The 24397-nt window shown below is 68.3% G+C and carries 20 protein-coding genes; 3 read left to right on the plus strand and 17 right to left on the minus strand.

From position 1 onward, the window contains the following. The 7 genes from N911_RS0112575 to N911_RS0112605 all read right to left on the minus strand — a co-directional run. Positions 1-756: FAD-dependent oxidoreductase (locus tag N911_RS0112575; protein WP_029897713.1), on the minus strand; the 756-nt coding region annotated here is incomplete at its 3' end. Positions 757-782: 26 nt separating this feature from the next. Then, complete coding sequence (locus tag N911_RS0112580) at positions 783-1676, minus strand: CoB--CoM heterodisulfide reductase iron-sulfur subunit B family protein (RefSeq protein WP_029893269.1); 894 nt, start codon at positions 1674-1676, stop codon at positions 783-785. Beyond that, positions 1673-2230 carry a 4Fe-4S dicluster domain-containing protein gene (locus tag N911_RS0112585; RefSeq protein WP_029897714.1) on the minus strand — a complete coding sequence of 186 codons (558 nt, stop codon included), beginning with the start codon at positions 2228-2230 and terminating at the stop codon, positions 1673-1675. The genes N911_RS0112580 and N911_RS0112585 overlap by 4 nt, the downstream gene beginning before the upstream one ends. A gap of 97 nt (positions 2231-2327) precedes the next feature. After that, complete coding sequence (locus N911_RS0112590; protein ID WP_029897716.1) at positions 2328-3509, minus strand: iron-containing alcohol dehydrogenase; 1182 nt, start codon at positions 3507-3509, stop codon at positions 2328-2330. 331 nt (positions 3510-3840) lie between these two features. Further along, on the minus strand, positions 3841-5193 hold the full coding sequence (locus tag N911_RS0112595) for a sigma-54-dependent transcriptional regulator (protein ID WP_029897718.1): 1353 nt from the start codon (positions 5191-5193) through the stop codon (positions 3841-3843). Continuing rightward, entirely contained in the window at positions 5186-6391 is a 1206-nt protein-coding gene (locus tag N911_RS0112600; RefSeq protein WP_029897720.1) for an ATP-binding protein, read from the minus strand. Before N911_RS0112600 ends, N911_RS0112595 begins: the two co-directional genes overlap by 8 nt. Continuing rightward, positions 6391-7533, minus strand: coding sequence for an iron-containing alcohol dehydrogenase (locus N911_RS0112605; protein WP_029897722.1), 1143 nt, complete (start codon positions 7531-7533; stop codon positions 6391-6393). Before N911_RS0112605 ends, N911_RS0112600 begins: the two co-directional genes overlap by 1 nt. A 208-nt stretch (positions 7534-7741) precedes the next feature. Between N911_RS0112605 and N911_RS0112610 the strand changes: the two genes are divergently transcribed. After that, a complete protein-coding gene (locus N911_RS0112610) occupies positions 7742-8371 on the plus strand; it encodes a histidine phosphatase family protein (protein ID WP_029897724.1) in 630 nt (209 codons plus the stop codon). Positions 8372-8384: 13 nt separating this feature from the next. Here the strand turns inward: N911_RS0112610 and N911_RS0112615 are convergent, their stop codons facing one another. From N911_RS0112615 to N911_RS0112660, 10 genes are all read right to left on the minus strand, one after another. Continuing rightward, entirely contained in the window at positions 8385-9509 is a 1125-nt protein-coding gene (locus N911_RS0112615) for a DVU_1551 family NTP transferase (RefSeq protein ID WP_035105515.1), read from the minus strand. Continuing rightward, a complete protein-coding gene (locus tag N911_RS0112620) occupies positions 9502-10530 on the minus strand; it encodes an XdhC family aldehyde oxidoreductase maturation factor (RefSeq protein ID WP_029897728.1) in 1029 nt (342 codons plus the stop codon). Before N911_RS0112620 ends, N911_RS0112615 begins: the two co-directional genes overlap by 8 nt. 18 nt (positions 10531-10548) lie before the next feature. Next, entirely contained in the window at positions 10549-11892 is a 1344-nt protein-coding gene (locus tag N911_RS0112625) for a DVU_1553 family AMP-dependent CoA ligase (protein ID WP_029897730.1), read from the minus strand. Then, positions 11883-13238: a radical SAM (seleno)protein TrsS gene (gene trsS / locus N911_RS0112630; protein ID WP_029897733.1), complete on the minus strand. Its 1356-nt coding sequence runs from the start codon at positions 13236-13238 to the stop codon at positions 11883-11885. Before trsS ends, N911_RS0112625 begins: the two co-directional genes overlap by 10 nt. Further along, positions 13231-13686: a DVU_1555 family C-GCAxxG-C-C protein gene (locus tag N911_RS0112635; protein ID WP_029897735.1), complete on the minus strand. Its 456-nt coding sequence runs from the start codon at positions 13684-13686 to the stop codon at positions 13231-13233. Before N911_RS0112635 ends, trsS begins: the two co-directional genes overlap by 8 nt. Further along, positions 13679-14437 carry a DVU_1556 family methyltransferase gene (trsM, locus tag N911_RS0112640; RefSeq protein WP_051694364.1) on the minus strand — a complete coding sequence of 253 codons (759 nt, stop codon included), beginning with the start codon at positions 14435-14437 and terminating at the stop codon, positions 13679-13681. Before trsM ends, N911_RS0112635 begins: the two co-directional genes overlap by 8 nt. Continuing rightward, a complete protein-coding gene (locus N911_RS0112645) occupies positions 14434-14649 on the minus strand; it encodes a DVU_1557 family redox protein (RefSeq protein ID WP_029897738.1) in 216 nt (71 codons plus the stop codon). The genes trsM and N911_RS0112645 overlap by 4 nt, the downstream gene beginning before the upstream one ends. Beyond that, positions 14646-16949, minus strand: coding sequence for a pyridine nucleotide-disulfide oxidoreductase/dicluster-binding protein (locus N911_RS0112650; RefSeq protein ID WP_029897740.1), 2304 nt, complete (start codon positions 16947-16949; stop codon positions 14646-14648). The genes N911_RS0112645 and N911_RS0112650 overlap by 4 nt, the downstream gene beginning before the upstream one ends. 81 nt (positions 16950-17030) lie before the next feature. Then, complete coding sequence (locus tag N911_RS0112655; RefSeq protein ID WP_029897741.1) at positions 17031-19745, minus strand: molybdopterin-dependent aldehyde oxidoreductase; 2715 nt, start codon at positions 19743-19745, stop codon at positions 17031-17033. 35 nt (positions 19746-19780) lie between these two features. Further along, positions 19781-20800, minus strand: a complete 1020-nt coding sequence (locus tag N911_RS0112660) for a molybdopterin-binding protein (RefSeq protein WP_029897743.1) — start codon at positions 20798-20800, stop codon at positions 19781-19783. A 668-nt stretch (positions 20801-21468) separates the two neighbouring features. Here N911_RS0112660 and N911_RS0112665 point away from each other — a divergent pair. Beyond that, positions 21469-22452 carry an ABC transporter substrate-binding protein gene (locus N911_RS0112665; protein ID WP_138774421.1) on the plus strand — a complete coding sequence of 328 codons (984 nt, stop codon included), beginning with the start codon at positions 21469-21471 and terminating at the stop codon, positions 22450-22452. Next, positions 22449-24380 (plus strand): SpoIIE family protein phosphatase, encoded by a 1932-nt coding sequence (locus N911_RS0112670; RefSeq protein WP_029897747.1) that lies wholly within the window; start codon positions 22449-22451, stop codon positions 24378-24380. Before N911_RS0112665 ends, N911_RS0112670 begins: the two co-directional genes overlap by 4 nt. Positions 24381-24397 lie beyond the last annotated feature (17 nt).

The following is a 24397-nucleotide window of genomic DNA, read 5'->3' on the forward strand; positions in this document are numbered from 1 at the left end:
GCACTTCTCCATGCACAGCCCGCAGCCGGTGCAGGCCTCCCAGTCCACGTAGGTGGCCTTGCGGCGGATGGTGGCCGTGTAGTTGCCCACGTACCCGCTCAGCTCGTCGATCTCCGAGGAGGCGTAGAGGGTGATGTTGGGGTGCTGGGAGACGTCCACCATCTTGGGGCCGAGGATGCAGCTGGAGCAGTCCACCGTGGGGAAGGTCTTGTCCAGCTTGGCCATCTTGCCGCCGATGGTGGACTGCTTCTCCACCAAAACGACCTCCAGGCCGCCGTTGGCGCAGTCCAGCGCCGCCTGGATGCCGGCCACGCCGCCGCCCACCACCATGACCCGCTTGTTGACCTCGAAGCTCTTGGGGGTCAGCGGGCGGTCGTAGCGCAGCTTGGAAACGGCCATGGACACCAGGTCCAGCGCCTTGCGCGTGTTGGCTTCCTTGTCCTTGCCGATCCAGGAGACGTGCTCGCGGATGTTGGCCATCTCGAACATGTAGCGGTTCAGACCCGCCCGCTCCACCGTGCGGCGGAAGGTGGGCTCGTGCATGCGCGGGGTGCAGGAGGCCACCACCACGCCGTCGAGGCCGTGGTCGCGGATGGCCTCGATGATGCCTTCCTGCCCCTGCTCCGCGCAGGCGTACATGGTGTCCGAGGCGAAGGCCACGTCCGGCAGGGACAGGGCCTGCTCGGCCACCGACCCCACGTCCACGTTGCCGGCTATGTTGCTGCCGCAGTGGCAGACGAAAACGCCGATTCGCATGATTTCTCCGGTTTCCCCGCCACGCCTCAGGAGGCGGCTTCGGCGGTCTTCCGTTCGGCTTCGCGCAGCGCGAGGCCGGGGTTCACGCACAGCTTGTTCAGGCCCAGGCTGGACTCGTCCAGGCCAAGGGCCAGACCGATGAGCTGGGTGTAGTAGAAAACGGGCATCTCGTGCTGGCTCTTGGTGGCCGCGTTGATCTGCCCCTGCCGCAGGTCCAGGTTCATCTGGCACAGCGGGCAGGCCGTGACCATGGCCATGGCCTGGTTGGCCTCGGCCAAGTCCAAAAGCTTGCCCGAAAGACGCGCCACCACGTCCTTGCGGGCCACGCCGAAGGAGGCGCCGCAGCACTCCACCTTCAGCGGGAAGGGAGCGACCTCCGCGCCGATGGCCTCCATGAGCCGGTCCATGGCCACCGGGTTCTCGTGGTCGTCGAACTCCATGACCTCGGGCGGACGGTTCATGATGCAGCCGTAGTAGGGGGCCACCCGCAGGCCGCTTAAGGGGCGCACCACCCGCTCGGCCAGCTTCTCCGGCCCCACGTCCTCGATGAGCGCCTGCAGCACGGACTTGACCCGCACCGTGTTGCCCACCGGCTCGTCCAGCAGGCTGTTCACCCGGCGCATGAACTCCTCATCGCCCATGCGGTGCACGGCCGTCTTGAGGTTGGTCAGGCAGCTGGGGCAGGGGGTGATGACCGTGTCCAGGCCCATCTTCTCCACCAACCCCAGGTTGCGCGCCGCCAGGGCGCAGGACAGGGTGTGGTCCACGGTGTGCGCCGGAGTGGAGCCGCAGCAGCTCCAGTCCGGAATGTCCACCAGATTCACGTCAAGGGCCTCGCAGATGGCCCGGGTGGACTGCTCGTACTCCATGGAGGTGCCGAGGCCGGAACAGCCGGGGTAGTAGGCGTAGGCGGGGCTCACTTGGAGGCCTCCTTGTAGCGCTCGAAGATCCGGGCCACGGCCTCGCGGCCCTGGATGCGGGACGGAGTGAGGTGCAGCTTGCCCTTGGGCAGGATGCGCGGGCCGAGCTCGGCGTCCGTCCAGACCTTGCCGGTCTTGGCGATGTACGAGGTCAAAAGGCCCATTTCGTACACCCGGCCGTGCTTGGCCACCGATTCCAGGAAGCTGTCCCAGAATACCTTCACGCCGCGCTCGGTGGCGTACCCCTCGCGCCGGGCCATGTGGCGCAACACGTCCACGATCCGCGCCACGTCGATGCCGTTGGGGCAGCGCGTGGTGCAGGACTCGCACGTGGCGCACAGCCACACCGAGTGGCTGGACAAGAGCTGGTCCTTCTGCCCGGCCTGCAACAGCCGCATCATCCGGCTCACCGGAATGTCGAAGGCGAAGGTGTACGGACAGCCAGCCGTGCAGTTGCCGCACTGATAGCACAACCGCACCCGCTGCCCGCTCTCCTCCTCGACCTGGCTGATGAACTCCCGGTCGAGGGATTCGGTGAGATCAAGGATTTCCATGTCGTCGGTCCCGGTGTTTCCGTTGCGCGTTCGGATGGAAAAGTGGGCCGGGGGAGTGGTGTGTCCCCCCCGGCCGGAGGTCCATTTCGGGTCGTCCCTACAGGGCGGCCTCGAAAATGGCCATGACGTCGTTGTCGGTGGGGCAGCGGGGGTTGGTGAACCCGCAGGCGTCCTTCTGGGCGTTCTCGGTCATGGTGGCGATGTCAGCCTTCTTGACCTGCTTGCCGTACTTCTTGCCGAGCTCCACCAGGCCGCTGGGGATGCCGACGTCGGTGGAGAGGACCTTGATGGCATCGACGCACTTCTCGGCGGCGTCGCGCTTGGAGAGGCCCTCGATGTTTTCGCCCATGATCTCGGCCATCTTGGCGAAGCGATCCACGCGGGCGATGAGGTTAAAGCTCTCCACGTGGGGCAGCAGGATGGCGTTGCACTCGCCGTGCGGCAGGTCGTAGAAACCGCCAAGCTGGTGGGCCATGGCGTGCACGTGGCCCAGGGAGGCGTTGTTGAAGGCCATGCCGGCGAGGTACTGGGCGAAGCACATGCCCTCGCGGGCCTCCACGTCCTGGCCGTTGGCCACGGCGCGGCGGAGGAAGGTGAAGATCAGTTCGATGGCCTTCTCGGCGCAGGCGTCGGTCATGGGGGTGGCCACGGTGGAGACGTATGCCTCGACGGCGTGGGTCAGGGCGTCCATGCCGGTGGCCGCGGTCAGGGCCGGGGGCATGCCCATCATGAGCAGGGGGTCGTCCAGGGCGATGTTGGGGGTGACGCGCCAGTCCACGATGGCCATCTTCACCTTCCTGGAAAGGTCGGTGATGATGCAGAAGCGGGTCATTTCCGAGGCGGTGCCCGCGGTGGTGTTCACGGCCAGGTAGGGCGGCAGGGGCTTGGTCGACTTGTCGATACCCTCGAAGTCATGGATTTTGCCGCCGTTGGAGACCACCAGGCCGATGCCCTTGCCGCAGTCGTGGGAGGAGCCGCCACCCAGGGTGATCAGGCTGTCGCACTTGGCCTTCTGGTAGACCTCGACGCCGTTGTGGACGTTCTCGTCAGTGGGGTTGGGGATGGTCTTGTCGTAGACCTCGTAGCTCATCTTGGCCTTGTCCAGCAGGTCGGTGATCTGCTTGAGAATCCCGGCGTTGACGATGCCCTGGTCGGTGACGATCAGCGGTTTGGTGCCGCCGATGTCACGAATTTTCTGGGGGATCTCTTTGGAGGCCCCGATGCCGATCAGCGTCACGTTGGGGATGAAAAACCCATAGACTTCTTCACGCACTGCCATGACACACACTCCGGTTTTTTGGGTTGGCGCTTGAAAATCACACCTGCCAGCCGAATCCGTATTGCCCCCTCTTTAGGCAAGGACCGGGCCAAAAAGTGAAAACGAGTGATTCCGGTGTGTTGTCAGGCGAAGTCAGGATGAAGAGGGGGCGGAGTGGGTCTAAAACGGGACAGGCGGAAGCGGGAAGAAGCGGAAAATGGCCGCCAGGGAACCTGAAAGGGAAGGCGTTACGAGGCCTTAGACGGCTGGGTCATTATGACCCGGGGCACGTGCGGAGCGGGTCGCACGAACGTGAAGCCAGGCCCGGCGCGCCTAGAACGTCCCGGTTCGCCTAGTCGGCCGATGCGAGGCCGTGCTTGCGGAGTTTGCGGTAGAGGGTTTTGCGCCCGATGCCCAGCGCCTCGGCGGCCCGCTGGCGGTTGCCCTGGTACATGGCCAGGACCTTGCGGATGTGCGCCCGCTCCATGGATTCCAGGGAGAGGGGGGAGCCGGCGCAGGCGTCTCCGGACTGCGCCGGCACCACTTCTTTGGGCAGCGTCTGGTTGGTGATGACGCCGTTTTCCGCCAGGATGACGGAGCGCTCCAGCACGTTGCGCAACTCGCGAACGTTGCCGGGCCAGTCGTACCGCATGAGGAACTGCAGGGTCTTGTCCGCGATGGTGCACTTGCGTTTGCCCAGGCGCATCTGGGTCAGGAAATGCTCTATGAGCAGCGGGATGTCCTCCCGCCGCTCCCGCAGCGGGGGGATGTCGATGTTGAAGACGTTGATGCGGTGGAAGAGCGCCTCGTTGAAACGGCCGTCCTCGACTTCCTTGGCCAGGTTTCGGTTGGTTGCGAAGAGGAAGCGGACGTCCACCCGCCGCTCCTCGTTCTCGCCCACGCGGCGGTAGGTCTGCGACTCCAGCACCCGCAGCAGGGAGGCCTGCACTTCCTCGGGAAGGTCGCCCACCTCATCCAGGAAGAGGGTGCCCTTGTTGGCCAGGGCAAGCAGCCCTTCCTTGGCCTCCGAGGCACCGGTGAAGGCCCCCTTGGTATGGCCGAACAGTTCGCTGCGCACCAGTTCCCGCTGGAGCATGGCGCAGTTTTTGGTGATGATGGGCTGTTTGGCCCTGTCGCTTTGTTCGTGGATTTTCCTGGCCACCACGTCCTTGCCCACCCCGCTCTCGCCGGTGAGCAGCACGGGCACCCCGGCCGGGGCCACCCTGGAAACGAGGTAATGCAGGTGCTTGATCACCGGGGAGTTGCCCACCAGCTTCTGCGAGGAGCCGGTGATCTCCTGGGAGTGGCGCAGGCTGCGGTTTTCCCGCTGCAGGCAGACCCGCTGGTAGGCCCGGTCCAGGAGCAGGGAGAGCCGGTCCAGCTTGAAGGGCTTGGTGATGTAATCGTAGGCGCCCAGGCGCATGGCCTCCACGGCGTCGTCGATGGTGCCGTGGCCGGTGATGAGGACCACTTCGGCGTCCGGCAGCTTGGCCTTGCACTCTGTGAAGAGGTCCAGGCCGTCGGAGTCGGGAAGCTTGATGTCCAGGACAAGGAGGTCGTAGTCGCCGTCGTGGATGCGCCGCCGCGTCTCGGCCGCGTTCCGGGCCACGTGTATGGCGCGCTCCTCGGTTTCCAGCTCCTTCTTGAGGAGCTTGCGGATGGACTCTTCGTCGTCCACCACAAGGACGTGGTACGGTTCAGTCATCATCTTCTTCCCGTGGCACCGGCAGGTCGACGATGAAGGTGGACCCCTTGCCCACCTCGCTTTCCAGGCGGATGTCCCCGGCGTGCTCCTTGACCACGATGGTGTAACAGGTCGAAAGCCCGATGCCTATGCCGTTTCCGGCGGGCTTGGTGGTGAAGAAGGGGTCGAAGAGGTTGCCCCGGATGTCCGCGGAAATGCCCTGGCCGGTGTCGGAGATCTCCAGACGGACCATGCCGTCCGTCACGCCGCTTTGCACGGTGATGACGCCCTCCTCCTCCCCGATGGCGTCGATGGCGTTGGTCAGCAGGTTGAGAAAGACCTGCTTGAGCTGCGCCGCGTTGCCGTGGACGAAAGGCAGGTTCCGTGCCAGTTCCGTCCTCATGGTCAGGTTTTGCCGCTTCTTGAGATGGTAGTGCAGCAGATGCAGGGTCTCCATGACCACGTCGTTGATGTTCACCGGGGACTGGGTGGTGGCCTCCGGGTGCCCGAAGTTGAGCATGCTGTTCACAATCTGCTGGCAGCGCTGGCACTCCCGCAGGATAGTCTGGGTATACTCCTCCAGGTCCCCGGCCAGTTCGCCGGGCAGGCTCTTCCAGTGCCTGCCCAGGCGCCGCTGGATGCCCTCGGCGTAACCGGAAATGGCCATCAGGGGGTTGTTCACCTCGTGGGCCACGCCGGTGGCCAGCACGCCCACGGTGGCCATCTTCTCCGCGTGGTAGTACTTGGCCTGGTATTCCTTTTCCAGCGTCACGTCGCGCTTGAAGATGAGCACCTTGTACTCCGGCAGGTCCTGGTTCTTGATGGGCGAGGCCACCATCTCGTACTGCCGGTTGACGCCGTTGATGCGGAAAAAGGCCGTCTCCTTGCACACCGTGTTGGTGGAGAGCGACTTGAAGGCGGGGCATTCGGGGCACGGATGGTCCTGCCCCCGGAATATCTGGTAGCAGTACTTGCCCTCCGGGGCGGGGTCGTCGAACAACTCCCTGAATACGTGGTTGACCGAGATGATCTTGAGGTTCTCGGAGAGTACCATCATCACGTCGGTGATGCCGTCCAGAATGGCGGCGATTTCCTGGCGGCGGTTCTCCGTCTCCATGTTGGCGGCCTTGAGCTCCTCCAGCTTGAGCTGCAACTCGTGGAAGTAGCCGAGCTTGGAGTGCTCGATGCCGACGAGGTCGCTGAGTTCCGTTGGCGGCATTACCAGGCCTCCTCGCATATGCCCCTGAGGTCGCGCCAGGACGACTCCCTGGGGTTGGTCAGGCTGCACACGTCCTGGATGGCCACCCGGCAGATTTGCTCGATGCTGGACTGGTCGGGGAGCAGGTCGCGCAGCCGCTGGTTCACGCCGAGACTGGCGAAGAGCTCCTCCAGCTTATCGATGCCCGCCAGGGCGGCCTGCTGGTCGGAGCACAGCCGCGCCCCGGCGATTATGCGCCCGATGGTGCCCATGGTCTCGGTGCACTCCCGCATGTTGAAGCGCATAACCGACGGCAGGAGGACGGGGTGCACCATGCCGTGCAGCACGTCGTACATGCCGCCCAGGGAGTGGGCTATGGAGTGCAGCACGCCCAGCCCGGCGTTGCTGAAGGCCATGCCCGCGGAGGTGCTGGCGATGGAGAGCTGCCGCAGCGCCTCGGTGTCCTTGTCCTCCACCGCAGGCTGGATGTTCTTGACGATGAGTTCAATGGCCTTGTGGGAGTGCATGCGGGTGATGGGGGTGGCCAGCTTGGAGACGTAGGACTCCACAGCGTGCGCCATGGCGTCGATGGCCGAGGCCAGGATGAGGTCGGCGTCCTTGGAGAGCAGCAGGTCGGGGTCGATGATGGAGATGTTGGGCACCAGCGAGCGGCTGATGATGGACATCTTCACTTCCCGCTCCACGTCGGTGATGATGCAGAACTGGGAAACGTCCGAGCCGCTTCCGGCCGTGCTGGGGATGAGGATCATGGGCGGCAGGGGGCACATGATGCGGTTGGCCCCCTCGAAGTCGCCGATGCGGCCGCCGTTGCCCACCAGCGTGCCGATGCCCTTGGCCGCGTCCATGGGGCTGCCGCCGCCCAGGGCGATGATGACGTCGCACCGCTCACGGGCGTACAGGTCGGCCCCTTCGTGCACCTGGTAGTCGCGGGGGTTGGAGCTGACCTTGTCGAAGTAGACGGCGGGCAGGTCGTTGCCGTCCAGGATGTCCAGCACGCGGTCCACCCAGCCGGATTGCTCCAGGCCGTTGTCGCTGACGAAGAAAACGCGCTTGGCCCCGAGCCGCAGGGCGCATTTGGCCACGAATTCTATGCTTCCGTGTCCGGAGATGACCTCCGGTATGGCGAACTTGGTAATCACGATCCCCACCCGCGCGAAAGGTTGCCGGGCAGCGCCAAGCGGACCGGCCTGTTCGGAACAGTGAAATCATACGGCGGCCGGGGGCTGTCAAGTCCGCTCCGCACGGCCCGCGACGGGCCGCCGGGAAGGATGCGGCGGGCGCGTTGCAATTTCCCCGGACTGCTGGTCAAATCGTCAGACAGCCGCGCCAGGGCGCGGCGTTGGACAATCCATGCTCGCTTCCTCATTGCATACTCCGGCCAAACGGCTTCTTCTCATGCGGCATGGCCAGGCGGGCGACCCGGCAAGCAAGCGCTACATCGGGCGAACCGACACCGGGTTGACCAGCCTGGGCCGCTGCCAGGCCGCTGCACTGGCCGAGTTGCTGTCCGTGGCGCCGCTGCGGCGGGTGGTCAGCAGCGATCTCGGCCGCTGCCTGCACACCGCCCGGGCGGTGGCCGCGCGTCACGGGCTGATTGTGGAGGCCGACCCCGGCCTGGGGGAGATCGACCTGGGGGAGTGGGAGAACAGGACGTTCGAGGACGTGCGGCGCACCGAGCCGGAGGCTTTCCGGCGGCGCGGGGAGGACATGGCCGGGTTCCGGCCGCCGGGGGGCGAGTCCTTCGCCGACCTGCGTAACAGGGTCGTCCCGCGCCTGGAGGCGATTATGGCGGATGCCTCGGGCTGCGTGGCCGTGGTGGCTCATGCCGGGGTCAACCGGGTGGCGCTGTGCCGTTGGCTGGGCATGCCCCTGGCTGATCTGTTCCTGCTGGGGCAGGACCCGGGCTGCCTGAACGTGCTCGATTTCTCTCCTTCCGGCTTCAAGCGGCTGCAAGCGCTCAATTTCTCCCCGGGCGGCTAAGGCGCTCGCCCGGTTACGGCAGCGGCGGCATCCCGCCACAGGCCGCCTCCACTCTCCCGGCGATGCGCCGGGCCTGGTCCCATCGCCTGTCCACGGCCCGCACGGCCCGTCTGTCGCCCGCCCAGGCCGAGCGCTTGGCCTGGAAGCGCTCGTCCAGGGGCGCCACCCGCGTCCCGCGCACCAGCTTGTCCGCCAGATAGACCACCTCGGTCTCGTCCACCCCGGCGTCCTTGTGCGGTTCATGGTCGGCATGGCCGGCAACCACGGCGCACAGTCGGGGGGAGAAGCCCAGCTCGGCAAGCCGGGACGCCCCGGCGGCGCAATGGCCGGGCTGGCCCTTGGCGATGTCGTGCAGCAGGGCCCCGGACACGGCCAGGTCCTCGTCGATGCGGCCGGGCGAGCGGGAGTTGACGGCCTGGGCCAGGGCGGAGGCCACGCGGGCCACGGCCCGGCAGTGGGCGGCCACCTCGCTGTCCGCCCCGCGCTCCATGTCCAGCAGCCGTTCGGCCTCGCCCGGGGTTGGAATGCCCCGCCTGGCCCACAGTTCCTTGGCGCGTTCGTATTGCTCCGGCGTGTCCAGGTCCTCCAGCATGAGCCGGTCCGGAACCTCCGCCACGGCCGTCTCCACCCCCTCCAGCACGCCCCGCAGGCCGTCCCGGCCGTCGTGGGCGGCGATGGCCGCGCGCAATTCCGCACGCAGCAGGGGCGGGTGGCCGGTACGGCCCGCAAAGGCGGGTAGCCAGGCGCGGGCCTCCGGCCTCTCCCGCATGGCCCACAGCAGGCGTGTAAGGGTCAGGGGGCGGACCATGGGCACGTCCACCGGCAGGACGAAAAAGGCCTCAGCCTCCGGGTCCAGGGCGGCCGCCCCGGCTTGGACCGAGGTGAACATGCCCTCCTTGTAGTCCGGATTATGCACCGGCCTGGCCCTGGCCTCGCGGACCAGGGGGGCCAGCTCGTCCGCCCGGTGCCCCAGCACCGCCACCGTGTCGCATGGCCACCCGGGCAATCCCTGGAACAGGCGCAGGCAGTGCTCCAGCACGGTGGCGTCGCCGAGCGGCAGCAGGGGCTTGAAGCCGCGCTGCCGGGTGGACAGCCCGGCGGAGAGGATGATCGCGCCGAGCCGGGGTGGTTCAGGCATGGGCGCGGTGGTTGATGAGTTCGGCCACGATGCTCACGGCGATTTCCTCCGGCGTGTCCGCGCCGATGGACAGGCCGATTGGGCAATGGACCCGGCCCAGATCGGCCTGGGTGAAACCCTCCTGAAGCAGCGATTCGTAGGTGGCGTCGCGCTTGCGGGTGCTGCCTATCATGCCAATGTACCCGGCCGGGGTGCGCAGGGCCTGGGCCAGGACGGTTTTGTCGTGGACGTGGCCGCGGGTGAGGATGACGATGCGGCTGTCCGGCGTGATCTCCAGGCCGTGGAAGCAGTTCTCGAAGCTGTCCACCTTGTGCAGACGGTCCGCTTGGGGCAGGCGCTCGCGGGTGAGGAAGTCCCCGCGGTCGTCCAGCACCACCGCGGGCATGCCGGTGAAGGCGCACAGATGGGCCGTGGCCTGTCCCACGTGCCCGGCCCCGGCGATGACCACCGTCCCGGGCGGGCGAACCGGCTCCACCAGCATGGTGGCCCCGCCGGCGGTGCGGGTGAAGGGGAAGTGCGCGGCGTCGGACAGCTCCCGCGCCTCGCGGCGCAAAGGCTCGGGCAGCTCACTGGGCAGGTTTCCGGGGTCCGTTGTCCTGGTGAGGACGCGGACGTCCCCGCCGTCATGGAGGAAGGCGGTGCACAGCACCCCCCGGCCCGCCTCCCAGGCGCGGAGAAGGTTCTCCACCAGTTCCAGCGATTCGGCCGAGGGCTCCAGGTATTCGATGAGGATCTCCTGCTCGCCGCCGCAGATCATTCCCGCCTCGGCGGCCTGTTTTCCGGTGAGGTCGAGTCGCAGCAGGCTGGAGCGCCGGGTCTCGTGCGCCCTGGCCGCCTCCCGTTGGGCCATGGCCTCGGCCGGTCCGCCGCCCACGGTGCCCCGGGTCGCGTCGTTGCTGGCCACGGCCATGCGCGATCCGGTGGAGCGGGGGGTGGAGCCGCTGCTGGAGATGATGACCGCGCCCGCAACGGGGCGTCCGCCTCGCAGTTCGTCGCGGATGAATTCAAGAAGCTGGCGCATGCGCGTGGTCCCCCTGGTTCAGCGTTGGTCGCGCAGGTGTCGTTTTACGGTATGGGATTGGCCTGGGTCCAGGCCGGTGAGGGCCGTCTCCACGGTCAGCCGCCCGGCGGCGGTTGCCCGTTCGATGGCGGGAAGGGCTGGAAGGGCGCGTCCGGCGGCTTCCTCCAGACTGGAGGCGTCGGGTGTGGCTGGCAGCAGGGCGACATGAAGGATTTCCGTTGTCTGGCCGCCGGGTTCCGTCTCCGCTAGCCGAAGCCCGGCCTCGTATGCCCGCAAGCCCGGCAGGGCCAACAGGGCGCTGTCCAGGTCGGCCAGGGAAAGGCTCTCCCCGCCCGCCAGGCGGAGGGTGTCGCGCAGGCGGCCGCGCAAATCGCGCAGCCTCGCCAGCACGCTGCCGCAGGCGCAGCGGGTCGCCTCCAAAGCCCCCAGGTCGCCGGTGCGGTAGCGCAGAAGGGGCATGCCCCGGCGGGTGAGGGTGGTCAGGACCAGTTCGCCAGTCTCGCCCTCCGGAAGGGGGCGGCCCGTGTCCGGGTCCACCACTTCGAACAGCAGGTCGTTCTCGCGAATGTGGCAGCCCGCTCCCTCGGCGCACTCCACCGCCCCGCCCAGGCCGGACTCGGTGGAGCCGTAATGGGCGTGGACCCGGCAGCCCAGCCCGTGGGCGATGGCCCGCCGCGCCTCGGGCACGGCCACGTCCGAGCAGAGCAGAATGCTTTCCAGGCCCGGCGCGGCCAGGCGGGCGGCTTCGGGGGCGCGGGCCAGGGCCAGCAGATGCTGGGGCATGCCCACCAGGCAGTTCGCGCCCAGGGACGCCGCCGCCCGGGCCACCCCGGCCGGGTCGGAGGCGGGCCAGTGGGCCCCGGCCGCGAACCCGACTTCCCGCAGCCCCTCCACCAGCAGGCTGCCCACGTCGCCGGGCCGCTGGCTGGGCAGCAGGGCCAGGACGGCAGACCCCGCCCGCGTCACCAACCGCATGCCGTACTGGAAAAACTCTCTGGTCCGTTGCAGGTCCTCGGCGGTGAAGAAGATTCGCTTGGGGCTGGCGCTGGTGCCGGAGGTGTGCAGGGTGACGACCCTCTGGATGTCCGCCTGGGAGACGCAGAGCATTTCCCGCCCGTGCCGGCGGATGTCCTCGGCCGTGGTGAAGGGCAGGGCGCGGAGGATGCCGCCGGGATCACTCTGCTCGTCCAGCTCGACGCCACGCAGCCGTTCACGGTGCCAGGAACTGTTTTCCCGGGCCAGACGCACGGTTTCCAGCAGGCGTCGCCGCTGCCACTCCCGCAGCGGGGGCCGGGAAAGCACGGTCTTGCGCGGCAGGCCGATGCGCAGGGAGATCCACGACTCCAGCGGGGTTACGGGCATGGCGCCCCGGCGGTGGCGTCTTCGGCGAGGCCCCTGTACAGGGGGCTGCCGTCGGCGGCCGTGAGGTTGTAGGCGCAGAAGGGGATGAGGCGGCCGTCCGGGGCCTGGACGTGGATGCAGCAGCCCCGCAGCCGCTCCAGGTCCAGGGTCCAGGCATCCTGAAAGGCCATTCCCGAGACGGTGAAGGTCTGTTGCCTGGCCCTGGACAGAAAGCGGTCCAGGTCGTCGATGGGCTCCAAGGGCTCCGGCCCGGGGGCCGGACGCCACCGCTGGGAGGTGGTTCGCACCGCCTTGCGCGCCCCGTCCGACGCCTTGGCCGGGCCCGGGGAGCAGCCGCACTGGCCGAGCCGCTGCAACGCCCCGGATTCGCTGACCAGGTAGGTGGCGTGAAAGGAGCACAGGGCGTGCTCGCAGCCCGGGGGCAGGAAGTCCGAGGCGGGGATGGCCCCATCCGTTTGTTTCTCCACGGCGGTCATGACCTCCGGCAGGGTCAGCCGGTCGGCGTCGGACGGAGCCATCGGGTAGCGGCCGAAGTAGCTCACGGGCTGGAAGTGCACCCCCCGGACGCCGGGATGGCGCTTTAGCCCGTAGCGGATGAGCGCGCCGATGTCCCGAGTGTTGACCCCGGGGACCAGGGTGGACACCAGCACTACGCCCAGCCCCGCTTCCAGAAGGGCGTCCAGGGCTTGTTGCTTGCGTTCCCACAGGGAGTTGCCGCGCAGGCGCAGGTAGGCCTCGTCCCGCACCGAGTCGAATTGCAGAAAGACGGATTGCAGGCCCGCATCGAGCAGGATGCGGGCGAAGTCCGGCTCGGCGGCGAAGCGCAGGCCGTTGGTGTTGAGCTGCACGAGGCTGAAATCCAGCCCAGCGGCCGCCTCCACGAGCAGCGGCAGGTCGTCTCGCATGGTGGGCTCCCCGCCGGAAAGCTGGAGGGTGCAGGCTCCGGCTGTCTCGCGGATGCGGACCAGCCGCTCCCGCAGGACAGGCAGTCCCGGGTCGTCGCCGTGCGCTCCGCTGCGCGCGAAGCAGACGGGGCAGCCGAGGTCGCAGCGGTCTGTGACCTCCAGCAGGGTGGTGCAGGTGTGCTGGGCGTGCTCCGGGCACAGCCCGCAGTCGAAGGGGCAGCCCGCGGACTCCGTGGTTGCGCGGACCGGGGGGCGGGACGGCGTCTTGGGCCGCTTCCATCCGCTGAAGGACGGTTCCCCGCGCCAGATGACGGTGGAGAAGTCTCCGTGCTTGGGACAGGTCTTTTCCAGCCGGGCCTCCCCATTGCGCAGGATCCGGCGCGCGGGGACGCGGGCCAGGCAGACCGGGCAGAGGCTCCGGGTGGGCTCCGCGTCAGTCATGGTTCGCCTCGGAGGGGTCGAAGCCGTTGTCCAGGAGGATGTCCAGGCACTGGTCCAGGGTGTCGGCCACCAGGCGGCCACAGATGTCCGGGTTGGGCCGGGTGGTCTCCTCGCCCAGGATGTCCGCGCAGCTCACCCCGGTGAAGCGTTCTGCGGCGTAGTCGTTGAACCACTGGCCCAGGGTTTCCAGCATCAGGGGCAGCCGCTCGTCCGCTTCCTCGTGGTCGCGCCCCTTTCCCGCGTGCATACCCAGCAGGCAGGCCCCGCCGGTCAGCGCGCCGCAGGTGTGGCCGGTGCCGCCCACGCCGTGGCACAGGCCGGCGGCGGCCCGGATGAGGGGCGGGTTCTCCGCGCCCTGGCTTTGCAGGCCCAGCAGCAGGATGATCTGGCTGCAGCAGTAGCCTTGCTGGGCCAGGGGCAGGATGCTGAGCAGGGTGTCGTCAGACATGGGCGGTCTCCTTGATGGCCACAAAGGAAACGTAGCCGGGTCGCAGGTCCTTTATGCGGGCGGCGCAGTCCCCCCCGGCCGAGGGGCCGAGGATGGCCTGCCAGAACAGGTCCAGTGAGCCGTGCTCGAAGATCAGGCGGCCCGCGGTCTGGCGCATGTGCCAGGTCTGGTCCTCTTCCGAGACGATGGCGAAGCCGGCGTGGCGCAGCCGCTCGCGCCAGTCCGCCAGCCCGGCCGGAGCGGCCAGGCAGGTGGCTCGCGGGGCGCTGGCTGGCCCGGCCGCCGGGGCGCGGGCGAAGACGTCACCGAGGTACAGCCGCCCACCCGGCTTGAGGACCCGGTGAAACTCGGCCAGCCCGAGCTCCGGGCTGGCCAGCAGGGAGAGGACGCACTCGCAGAATACCGCGTCCAGGCTGCGCGCGGCCAGGGGCAGGCTGGAGGCGTCGCCGCGCACAAGCGGCGGGCACGCGTCGCTGTCCGGGCCGGTGAAGTCCGGTTCGCGGTCCAGCCCGATGACCCGGCAGCCCGCCTCGTCGCGCAGCAGGGCGGCGGTCTGGCCCGGCCCGCACCCGGCGTCCAGCACCAGGGAGCCGGGGAGCAGGGGGGCCCGCCGCAAAGCGCTGCGCGTGGAGTCCAGCCCGCCGGGCCGCAGGGCGTCGCCCAGCGCGCGGCGCATGATCGGGGAGGCGTAGGCCGCGCCCCCCGCGAAAGGCGTCGAGGCGGACGCGTCATGGGCGGGGCGGGTGCTCATTTGTCTTCCAGAAGCTGCTCCACCTCGAGCATCTTGCCGCAGGCCATGTCCTCGGTGATGAGGGCGTGGCCGCAGCGGCCGCAGACCAGCACCCCCACGGTGAAGCTGTTGCCCAGGTAGCGCAGCTCCACCTGTCCCGGCTCGAGCGGGGTGCCGCAGGTGGCGCACCGCCATTCGCCGGATTCGGGCCGGAAATCCTGGTTGACCTTCATGACGCGCTCCCGGTGCTGATCTGGCCGATGCGCATGCGGTGGCTGTAGGCCGTGTGGATGGTGTGGTCGCCGTTTTCCGCGCGGGAGAACCCGACCCAGAAGGTCACTTCCCCCACCCGCAGGCTGGCCAGGGTGTGGCCAGACCGCGCCTCGGCGAAGACCTGGCCGTGTGAGGCGGCCTCGGCGATGACCCGCTGGATGTCGCTGTCCAGAATGCGCCGCCGCTCCATCGTTTCCCTGACCGCGTCCGGAATGTCCAGGCTGATGGAGGAGGCGGCCCGGGCCTTGGGCGGGGGCTCGCTCCATACCGAAGCCAGCAGGTCGGCCTTCAGTCGGCGGCGGTTGGCCTGGCTGGCGGAGATGCCCGCGGCCGGCCTGGCGAAGGGGTCGCCCCCGCCTGGGAAGAATACGTCCAGCAGGTGCGCGGCCCGCTTGCCGCTTTTGGCCAACTGCTCCCGGCACATGGCGCAGTAGGTCACGGCGTCGCCGGGGCAACCCTCGGCCCGCTCGCGGGCGGCCCGTTCCCCAAGCCCGGGGTTGGCCTCGCGCAGCAGTCCGCCGTAGCCGCAGCAGGCGGCGAGGGCGTCGTTCAGCCTGGGCTCGCTCCACTCCGGCAGCACGCCGGACACCAGCGCCCGCACCGTTTCCCGCAGAGCGGGCATGTGCCCGGCCGTACAGGGGTCCACCAGGGTGGCGGCCACGGAAGGCGGGGCCGGGGCGAGGGCGGCCTTGCGCTCGGCCAGGACGTCCCACAGGGAGACCTGGGAGGGCTCCGGGTCGAAATGCCCCAGCATCTCCTGGCAGGAGGGGCAGGCCATGATCCAGGTGGGCCCGCCCAGTTCGCGCGCGGCCTGGTGCAGCTGTTCCGCGGCCTCGCGAAAGACCTCGCGCCTGCCGGACCAGCGGGCCGGTGCGCCGCAGCAGGCCAGGGCCAGACCCACGCCGCCCTCCAGGTGCTCCCGCAGCCAGGCGTATGCGGCCTCCACCCGCCCGGGGCTGGCGCCGCACAGCTGGCAGCCGGGGAAGAAGAGCCAGGCGCATTCCGCCTTGCCGGGGTCGCCGCGGACGGTGAAGAACTCCTCGCTCCGGCTGAAGTCGAGGTCGCGCAGGGCGAAGTCGTGGGCCGAGGGGGGCATGGCGCCCTTGGCCGTCATCCGCTCCCTGGAGCCCAGGCAGAGGTCGGCCATGGGAAAGTCGTTGGGGCAGAGGGTGGTGCACAGCCCGCAGAGCATGCAGGAGTTGACCAGCTTGTTGGCCTGGTGGACGCCCTGGACGATGGACTCGTTGTTGTAGATCTGGCGGGCGTAGCTTTTGGGGTAGGCCCCGAAGGCGTCCAGGTAGGGGCAGTCGCGCACGCAGATCATGCACTCGCAGGCCAGGCAGCGCCCGGCTTCCCGCCGGACGGCCTCCGGGTCGCCTACCTCCTCGCCAGTGAGGACCGGGGGAGCGGACTCCACGCCCTCCAGGCTGGTCACCAGCCGGGTATCCACTGGCCCCTCCCGCTCGCGGTCGGCCCGCAGGGAGACCTTCTGGGTGAGGCGGTCGATGGAGGCGGCCGCCTTTCTGCCCTGGGCGGCGGCCTGGATGGCCGTGGGCGGCGTCCCATCCGGGGTGAAGCCGCCCAGCAGCAGGTTGTCGCGCGGGCAGGTCAGGGTGGCCGGGTCCACCTCGCCGGTGGCGCAGGGAGGGACGTCCCCGCCGACCGCGTCCAGCCCCACGTAGACCGGGATGTCCCGGCCCAGCAGGTCCTCCACCAGCGGGGCGGTGATTTCCGACCGGGTGAAGCCGACGCCGATGTTGCCCAGGTGCTGGAGTTCCCCGGCCACGACCTCTTGGGGCACGGGCGTGGGCAGGGTCCGCAGCAGATCCTCGCCCGGGTCGTCGCCCTGGTGATGGACCTCCACCCGGTAGCCCTTGCGTGCCAAGTCGTGGGCTACGGTCAGCCCGCTGAGGGAGCAGCCCACCACGATGGCTCGGCGTCCCCGGTCCGGCACCTTGAGGGCCTTGCCCCGGCGATCCGCGTTCTCCACGCAGTGCCGCTCCAGGTTGCCGATGCGGATGGCCCCGCCCGCCTCGGCGCGCTTGCACCGCCGCTCGCAGGGGGCCTCGCAGATGCGGCCCAGGATGCCCGCCACGGGCATGGTCTTGTCCAGAATGGAACGGGCGCGGGCCAAGTCGCCCTCGGCCATGGCCCCGCAGAGGCCGCGCGCGTCCACGTGCAGGGGGCAGGCGGCCCGGCAGTAGGGCCATTCCTCCTGAATGCAGAGGTATTCCAGTTCCCGCAGTGCTTGTTGATCCATGTCCTTCCAAATGCGCGGGTTGGGGTGTCGGGGAAAAGGCCGGGGCGGGCGTCGGGCCCGCCCCGGTGGGGTCTCGCCGTTTTACTTGGGCATGGCGGCCAGGACCTTCTCCGGACGGGCCGGGAGTTCCCGCACGCGCGCGCCGCAGGCGTCGGCTATGGCGTTGATGATAGAGGCGTGGGGGACGGTCAGGGGCAACTCGCCCACGCCGGACGCGCCGGTGGGGCCGTCCTTGCGCGGGGTCTCCACGTAGAGCAGCTCCATGTCGTCGGGGATCTGCTTGATGTAGGGGAAGCCCGCGCCGGTGAGGGTGGAGTGCTTCTTGATGTCCTCGAAGTCCTCGCTCAGCGCCAGGCCCACGCCCTGGGCCAGACCGCCGTAGTTCTGCCCGTCCACGACCAGTCTGTTGTTGATCTTGCCGGGGTCGGCCACCAGGACCATCTTTTCCACGTCCGTCTTGCCGGTGGCCGTGTCGACCGCCACCTCGGAGAGGAACACCGCGTACATGTAGAAGGCGAAGGGATCGCCCTGGCCGTTCTCGTCGCAGTTGCCGGCGGGGGCGCTCCAGGTGCCGCTGTAGCGCAGGTCCTTACCCGCGGACTGCATCTCCTCATAGGTCATGAAGCCGCCGTTCTTGCGCGCGGCCTGGAGCAGGTTCTCGCAGGCCACGGCCGCGGCGCGGCCCACCACCGCCTGGCTGCGGCTGCCGCCGGCCGGGCCGCCGTCCGGGCACTTCTCGGTGTCGTTGAGGACCAGGTTGATCTTGTCGGGGCCGAGGTTCATGGGGCGCAAGGCCTCGTGCACGGTGCCCAGAAGGCCCATGTCCGCGCCCTGGCCGTGGTCCTCCCAGGTGGTGTAGGCGGTCACGGTGCCGTCGGGGTTCAGCTCCACGTCCACCTGGGCGGTGTCCGGGCCGTCCAGGCCCGCGCCGTACACGCCCACGGCCAGGCCCACGCCGCGCTTCACGCCGTTGGTGGAGTTGGCCTTGGCCCGCTTCTTGGCTTCGTCGTACTTGGGCTTGATGCGGTCCATCATCTCCTCGAGGCTCATGACATCGGGAACCTGGCCCGTGGGCGTGGTGGAGCCTTCCCGGTAGATGTTTTTGTAGCGCAGATCGAAGGGATCCATGCCCAGCTTCTCCGCCAGCTCGTCCATGAGCACCTCGGAGGAGAACTCGGCCTCCGGGGAGCCGTAGCCCCGGAATGCGGAGCCCCAGGCGTGGTTGGTGCAGACGGTGCGGCCCATGCCCCGGATGTTGGGGATGTCGTAGCCCGCGCCGATGTACTGAGCGCCGCGCAGGGTCAGCAGGTCGCCGAACTCGGAGTAGGGGCCGTGGTCCACGCTCCAGTCGGTCTCCATGGCCTTGAGCTTGCCGTCCTTGTCCGCGGCCATGCGCACGTTCATGAAGAAGGGCGAGCGCTTGCCGGTGTAGGTCATCTGCTGGAAGTAGTCGTAGGACAGGAACACCGGGCGGCCGGTGGCCAGGGCGGCCACGCCCACCAGGGCCTCCAGCGTGGGGCTGAACTTGTAGCCGAAGGTGCCGCCGGTGGGGTTCTGCACCATGATCACGTTTTCCGGCTCCACCCCGAGACCCGGGGCGATCATGCCCAGGTGCAGGTTGAGGCCGATGGACTTGGACTGGATGACCAGCTTGCCGTTTTCGTTGGTGTAGGCGAAGCCCACGTCCGGCTCCATGGGCATGTGGGGCTGGCGGCCCACGTAGTAGTCGCCCTCGGCCACCACGTCGGCCGAGTCGAAGATGGGCTTGGTGTCCCCGCCCTTGGCGATTTTCTGCTCGAAGTAGACGTTGGGCGTGCCGGGATGGATCTCGATGGCGTCCTCGGCCATGGCCTCGGGGGCGCTCATGTAGGCGGGCAGCTCCTCCAGGTCCACCTTGACCTTCTTGGCCGCGGCCCGGGCGTTCTTCTCGGTGTCCGCGCAGACGATGGCGATGGCGTCGCCGAACTGGTGGATCTTGGTGTCGCAGAGGATGGGCCGGTCCCAGCCGTCGCCCTTGTTGGTGGGGAAGGTGATGAGGCCGGTGATGCGGTTCTTGCCCTTGACGTCCTTGTGGGTCAGCACGGCGTGGACGCCGGGCATCTTCTCCGCTTCGGAGGTGTCGATGGACTTGATGTTGGCGTGGGAGACCTCCGCCTGCACCAGGGCCAGCTGCAGCGTCTCCTTGGGCATGGACAGGCCGAGGTCGCGGCCGAAGTCCCAGGTGCCCGTTACCTTGGCCTCGGCGCTGGGCCGGGGCATGGTGCCGCCCCAGACGTGGCCGTCCTCGGGCAGCTTGAAGGCCAGGTCCTCCATGCGCATCTCGCCGCGCACCACCTTGGCGGCGTCCATGACCGCGTCCACCAGCTGCTTGTAGCCGGTGCAGCGGCAGGCGTTGCGGTGTTTCTGGAACCAGTCGCGGACGTCATCGCGGCTGGGCGAGGGGGTGGTGTCCAGCAGGCCCTTGGCGGCCATGATGAAGCCGGGGGTGCAGAAGCCGCACTGGGCCCCGCCGTGGACCATCCAGGCCAGTTGCAGGGCGTGCAGGCGGCCGGGCTGGCCCACGCCCTCGATGGTGGTCACCGCGGCCCCGTCGGCCACCTTCTTCATCTTAGTCACGCAGGAGCGGACCACCTTGCCGTCCATGATGACGCTGCAACAGCCGCACTGGCCCTGGCCGCAGCCGACCTTGGTGCCGGTGAGATGCAGTTGCTCGCGCAGGACGTTGGCCAGGGTTTCCTCCGGGTCGACCACGAGCCGTTTCTCCAGCCCGTTGATCCACAAGGTACGCTTGAACATGAAGACCTCCCTTTCTGTGTGCTTGAAATTACGGGTTAACGCTTGCCGAAGGGGCAGACGGGATAGCGGCAGGGCGAGCAACCGGCGCAGAAACCGCCGTGGCCCAGCCTGACGATGTCCCGGCGGGTGACGGGGGCCCCGGCCACAAGGCGGGGGATGATCAGGTCGAAAATGCTGGTCTGGTGGTACATGACGCAGCCTGGCAGGCCGACGAGGGGCACCTCGCCCTTGTAAGCCAGCATGAACATGGCCCCGGGAAAGGTGGGGGAGCCGTAGCTGACCACCTCGCCCCCGGCCATGCCGATGGCCGAGGGGCTCAGGTCGTCCGGGTCCACGGACATGCCGCCGGTGACGACCACCATGTCCGCGCCCTCCGCGATGAGGTTCTCGATGGCGCTGACCGTCATGGCGATGTCGTCGGAGACCAGCACCTGGCGCGTCAGGGAGCAGCCCAGTCGCTCGAACTTGTCGCGCACCACCGGGCCGAACTTGTCCTTGATGCGGCCCTTGTAGATTTCGCTGCCGGTGGTCACCATGCCGACGCGCAGCTGCCGGAAGGGCAGGACCTCGATGAGGGGGCCGTGAGCGCAGATGTCCTCCACCGCCCGGATGGCCTCCTCCTGAATGACCAGGGGGACGATGCGGGTCCCGGCCACGGGGCGGCCCGGGGCGACCTCCTGGCCGGTGTGCACCGTGGCCAGGACAACGTTCTCGATGGAGTTGACGCGGTCCAGGCGGTCCACGTCGATTTGCAGCAGGCCGTGGTATTGGGCCTGGAGGTTGATCCGGCCCTCGCTGGGCTCGGTTGGCTCCAGCCCCTTTCCTGCCACCGCCCCGGCGATGCGCCCGGCGGCCTCGTTCTCGTGCAGCAGCCCGTTTTCCAGGTTCAGGACGTAGAGGTGCTCCTTGCCCAGGTGCAGCAGCCGCTCGACGTCCTCGCCGCTGACCACGTGCCCCTTCTTGAAGGCCCGTCCCTTCCGTTGTCCGGGTATGATTTCCGTGATGTCGTGGCAGAGCACGGAACCCACGGCGTCCTCCACCGGAATCCTCCGCAGCCACCGGGAAAAGTCGGTCATGCACGCGCTCCTTTCGTGGTTCACGGCCCGGTTTTCGCAACGCATGGCGTGGCTGTGGGACCGTCTCCGGGGCACGTCGCGCGGGCTTGATCGCGGGGAGGCCGGACGCGACGGCGATACCTCTTCATTGCGGGGCCCTAGGCAACGGAAATGCCATGTGATCGATAGGCCATGATCCCGGCTTGTTATGTCTTGCATGGCATAAGTCAAAATGTACATAAAGGGTCAGTTTGACTCGGGCCATTCCGGTGGTTGGGTCAAAAACGGGACAGCGTCCTGGCGGCTCGCCAGCCGGGATGCGGGGCGGCGGAACGGCGGTGCCACCTGAGCGGACCAGCCCGCCAACGGCTTGCCCCAAGGCGGACGGCGCGGACGTTCTGACCATTGGATTCGGCCAAAGGCGGATTCGCGACCATTCCGGGCTTTGTTGCGATCCGATACGAATTGGTCAATACTCGCCACGGGATGGAGCGCCGGCGATTCCATGAAAAGGGTTCCGCCCGGCGCGGGCGGTTTTCCTCCCGGAAGCCCGGCCGCCTTCGCCGGAGCCCCGGCGGCCATCCCCGCACAACGTCCGCGCGGCCTTCCCGCTTGAGTGCGCCTGGCCGCGACGGAGCGCGACACAGGGAAAACCGGGGGGTGGACTCGTGATTCGCTCACATCGAGAACAGGCCGTCGCCCTGCTGGCCTCGGCCCTTCTTCTGCTCTTGGCCCCGGCGGCCGCCGGGGCCGTGGAGAAAGCCTCCCTGGTTCTGCACTGGCGGCCGCAAGCCCAGTTCGCGGGCATCTACACCGCTCTGCACAAGGGATTCTACGCCGAGGAAGGCCTCGATCTGGAGGTCATCCCGGGCGGCCCGGACATAAGCCCCGTAGGCATGCTGCTGCGCGGCCGGGCGGACTACGCCACCATGTTCCTCTCCGCCGCCCTGCGCCACCGGGGCGAGGGCGCGCCCATCGTCAACGTGGGGCAGATAGGCCAGGAGTCCGCGCTGCTGCTGGTGGCCAAGAGGTCCTCGGGCATCGAGCGCCTGGACGACCTGGACGGAGCCAGGGTCGGGACATGGAACGAGGACTTCCAGATCCAGCCCCGGGCCCTGTTCGCGCGCGAGGGGCTGGACGTGGAGATGGTCCGCGTGTCGCCGAGCTTCGAGTTGTTCATGCGCGGCGGCGTGGAGGCGGTGACCGCCATGTGGTACAATGAGTACCATACCCTCCTGAGCTACGGCCTCACCCCGTCCGACCTGACGACCTTCTTCTTCAGCGACCTCGGGCTTGACATTCCCGAGGACGGCTTCTACTGCCTGGAATCCACCTGGGAGCACGCCCCGGAGACAGCGCGAAAACTGGTCTCGGCCACCCTGCGCGGCTGGGAGTACGCCTTCGACCACCCCGGCGAGGCCCTGGAGATCGTCCTTGGGGTCATGAAGCGGTGCAACATCCGCGCCAACCGGATGCACCAGAAGTGGATGCTCTCCAAGATGGAGGAGATAATCCGCCCGGATGACGCCGACGCCCTGTCGTCGGAATTGCGCCGTGGGGACTTCGAGTTCACCTCCGGGATGCTGCGCGACTGCGGCCTGCTGGACAAGCCCATGGACTACAAGGACTTTTGCAGGGGGCCGGCCCGATGATCGGACGTGGAATAGCCTTCAAGTTGGCTGTCCTGACCCTGCTCCTGACCTCGCTCATCCTGGCCGGGATTCTGGGCTACAACTACGTCTTTTCCAAGAACATCATCGAGGACCTGGCCGAGGAGAACGGCGAGAACCTGGCCAGGGCCACGGCCGGGCGCATCGGCGAGGTGTTCTCCTCCGTGCGCAAGGTGGTGGACAGCGTGGCCTACACCCTGGACGAGGGAGGCGTCACCCAGACCACCATCCGCGACCTCGGCAGGAGGGTGCTGCGGGACAACCCGGAAATCTACGGCACCTGCGTAGCCTACGCGCCGTACGCCTACGACCCCTCGGTCAAGTATTTCGCCCCCTACCAGTACCGCACGGAGGACGGCATCGCCTCCAGCCATCTCGGGGGGCCGGACTACCAGTACTTCTACATGGACTGGTACCAGCTCCCCATGGAGCTGGAAAAGCCGGTCTGGACCGAGCCCTACTTCGACAAGGGCGGCGGGCAGGCGCTGATGACCACCTACGCCGCGCCCTTCTCCATGGACGGGGAGGAGCCCTCGGGCGTGGTCACGGCGGATATCAACCTGGAGTGGCTGCAGGAGCTGGTGTCCGGCGTATCGGTCTACGAGAGCGGTTTCGTCTTTCTGCTGTCGCGGTACGGCGCCTACATCTCGCACCCGGACCAGGAACTGGTCATGAACGAGACCGTGTTCACCCGCGCGGAGGCGTTGGACAACCCCGGCCTGCTCGAGGTGGGCCGCCGCATGGTGGCGGGCGAGTCCGGCTTCGCCGAGGTGGACGGGCTGCCGGGCAGGGGGGAGTCGTTCATCTACTATCTGCCGCTGCCCGCGGAGCACTGGTCCCTGGGCGTGGTGCTGCCCAAGGACGAGCTGTTCGCCGGGGTGGTCAAGCTGACCCGGGAGAAGGCCCTTCTCGGCGGGCTGGGGTTCGTGGTGCTGGCGGCCTTCATGATCCTGCTGGCCAAGTCCATCACCCGGCCGCTGACCAAGCTGACCGCGGCCACGGACGAGATCGCCTCGGGCAACCTGGACCTGGAGCTGCCCGACATCCGCTCCCGCGACGAGGTGGGCGCGCTGGCCGACTCCTTCCGCTCCATGCGCGACTCCCTCAAGCGCCACATCGCGGACCTCACCGAGACCACCGCGGCCAAGGAACGCATCGAGTCGGAGCTTCGCATCGCCCGCGACATCCAGATGGGCATCCTGCCCAAGATATTCCCGCCCTTCCCGGACCTGCCGGAGTTCGACATCTACGCCTCCATCGAACCGGCCCTGGAAGTGGGCGGCGACCTGTACGACTTCTTCTTCGTGGACGACGACCACTTCTGCTTCCTCATCGGTGACGTGTCCGGCAAGGGCGTTCCGGCGGCCTTCTTCATGGCAGTCACCCGCACCCTGCTCACGGTGCGGGCGGAGGGCATGACCGACCCCGGGGCGGTGCTGGCCATGGTCAACGACGACCTGGCCGAGGAGAACGAGTCCTGCATGTTCGTGACGCTTTTCCTGGGAATCCTGAACATCCACGACGGCACGCTGCGGTACGCCAACGCCGGGCACAACCCGCCGCTGCACGTCAAGCGCGGCGGGAGGGTGGACTGGATACCCTCGCTCAGGGAGCCCATGGCCGGGCCGCTGCCGGGACTGAACTACTCCACCCGGACCATCGAACTGGCCGAAGGCGACACGGTATTCACCTACACCGACGGTGTGACCGAGGCCATGGACAGCGGCCAGGGGCTGTACACGGACGAGCGGCTGGAGCGGACCGTGGCGGACAACGCCGGACTTGGCCCAAGGCAACTCATCGCCGCCGTGGACGAATCCATCAAGGCCTTCACCGGCGGGGTGGCCCAGTCCGACGACATCACCATGCTGGCCATCCGCTACATTGCCCGCGAGGGGTCGAAGGAATAGGGCCGCCGAGGAAGTCG

Origin of the sequence: Desulfohalovibrio reitneri, assembly GCF_000711295.1 — a bacterium.
GTDB lineage: Bacteria > Desulfobacterota > Desulfovibrionia > Desulfovibrionales > Desulfovibrionaceae > Desulfohalovibrio > Desulfohalovibrio reitneri.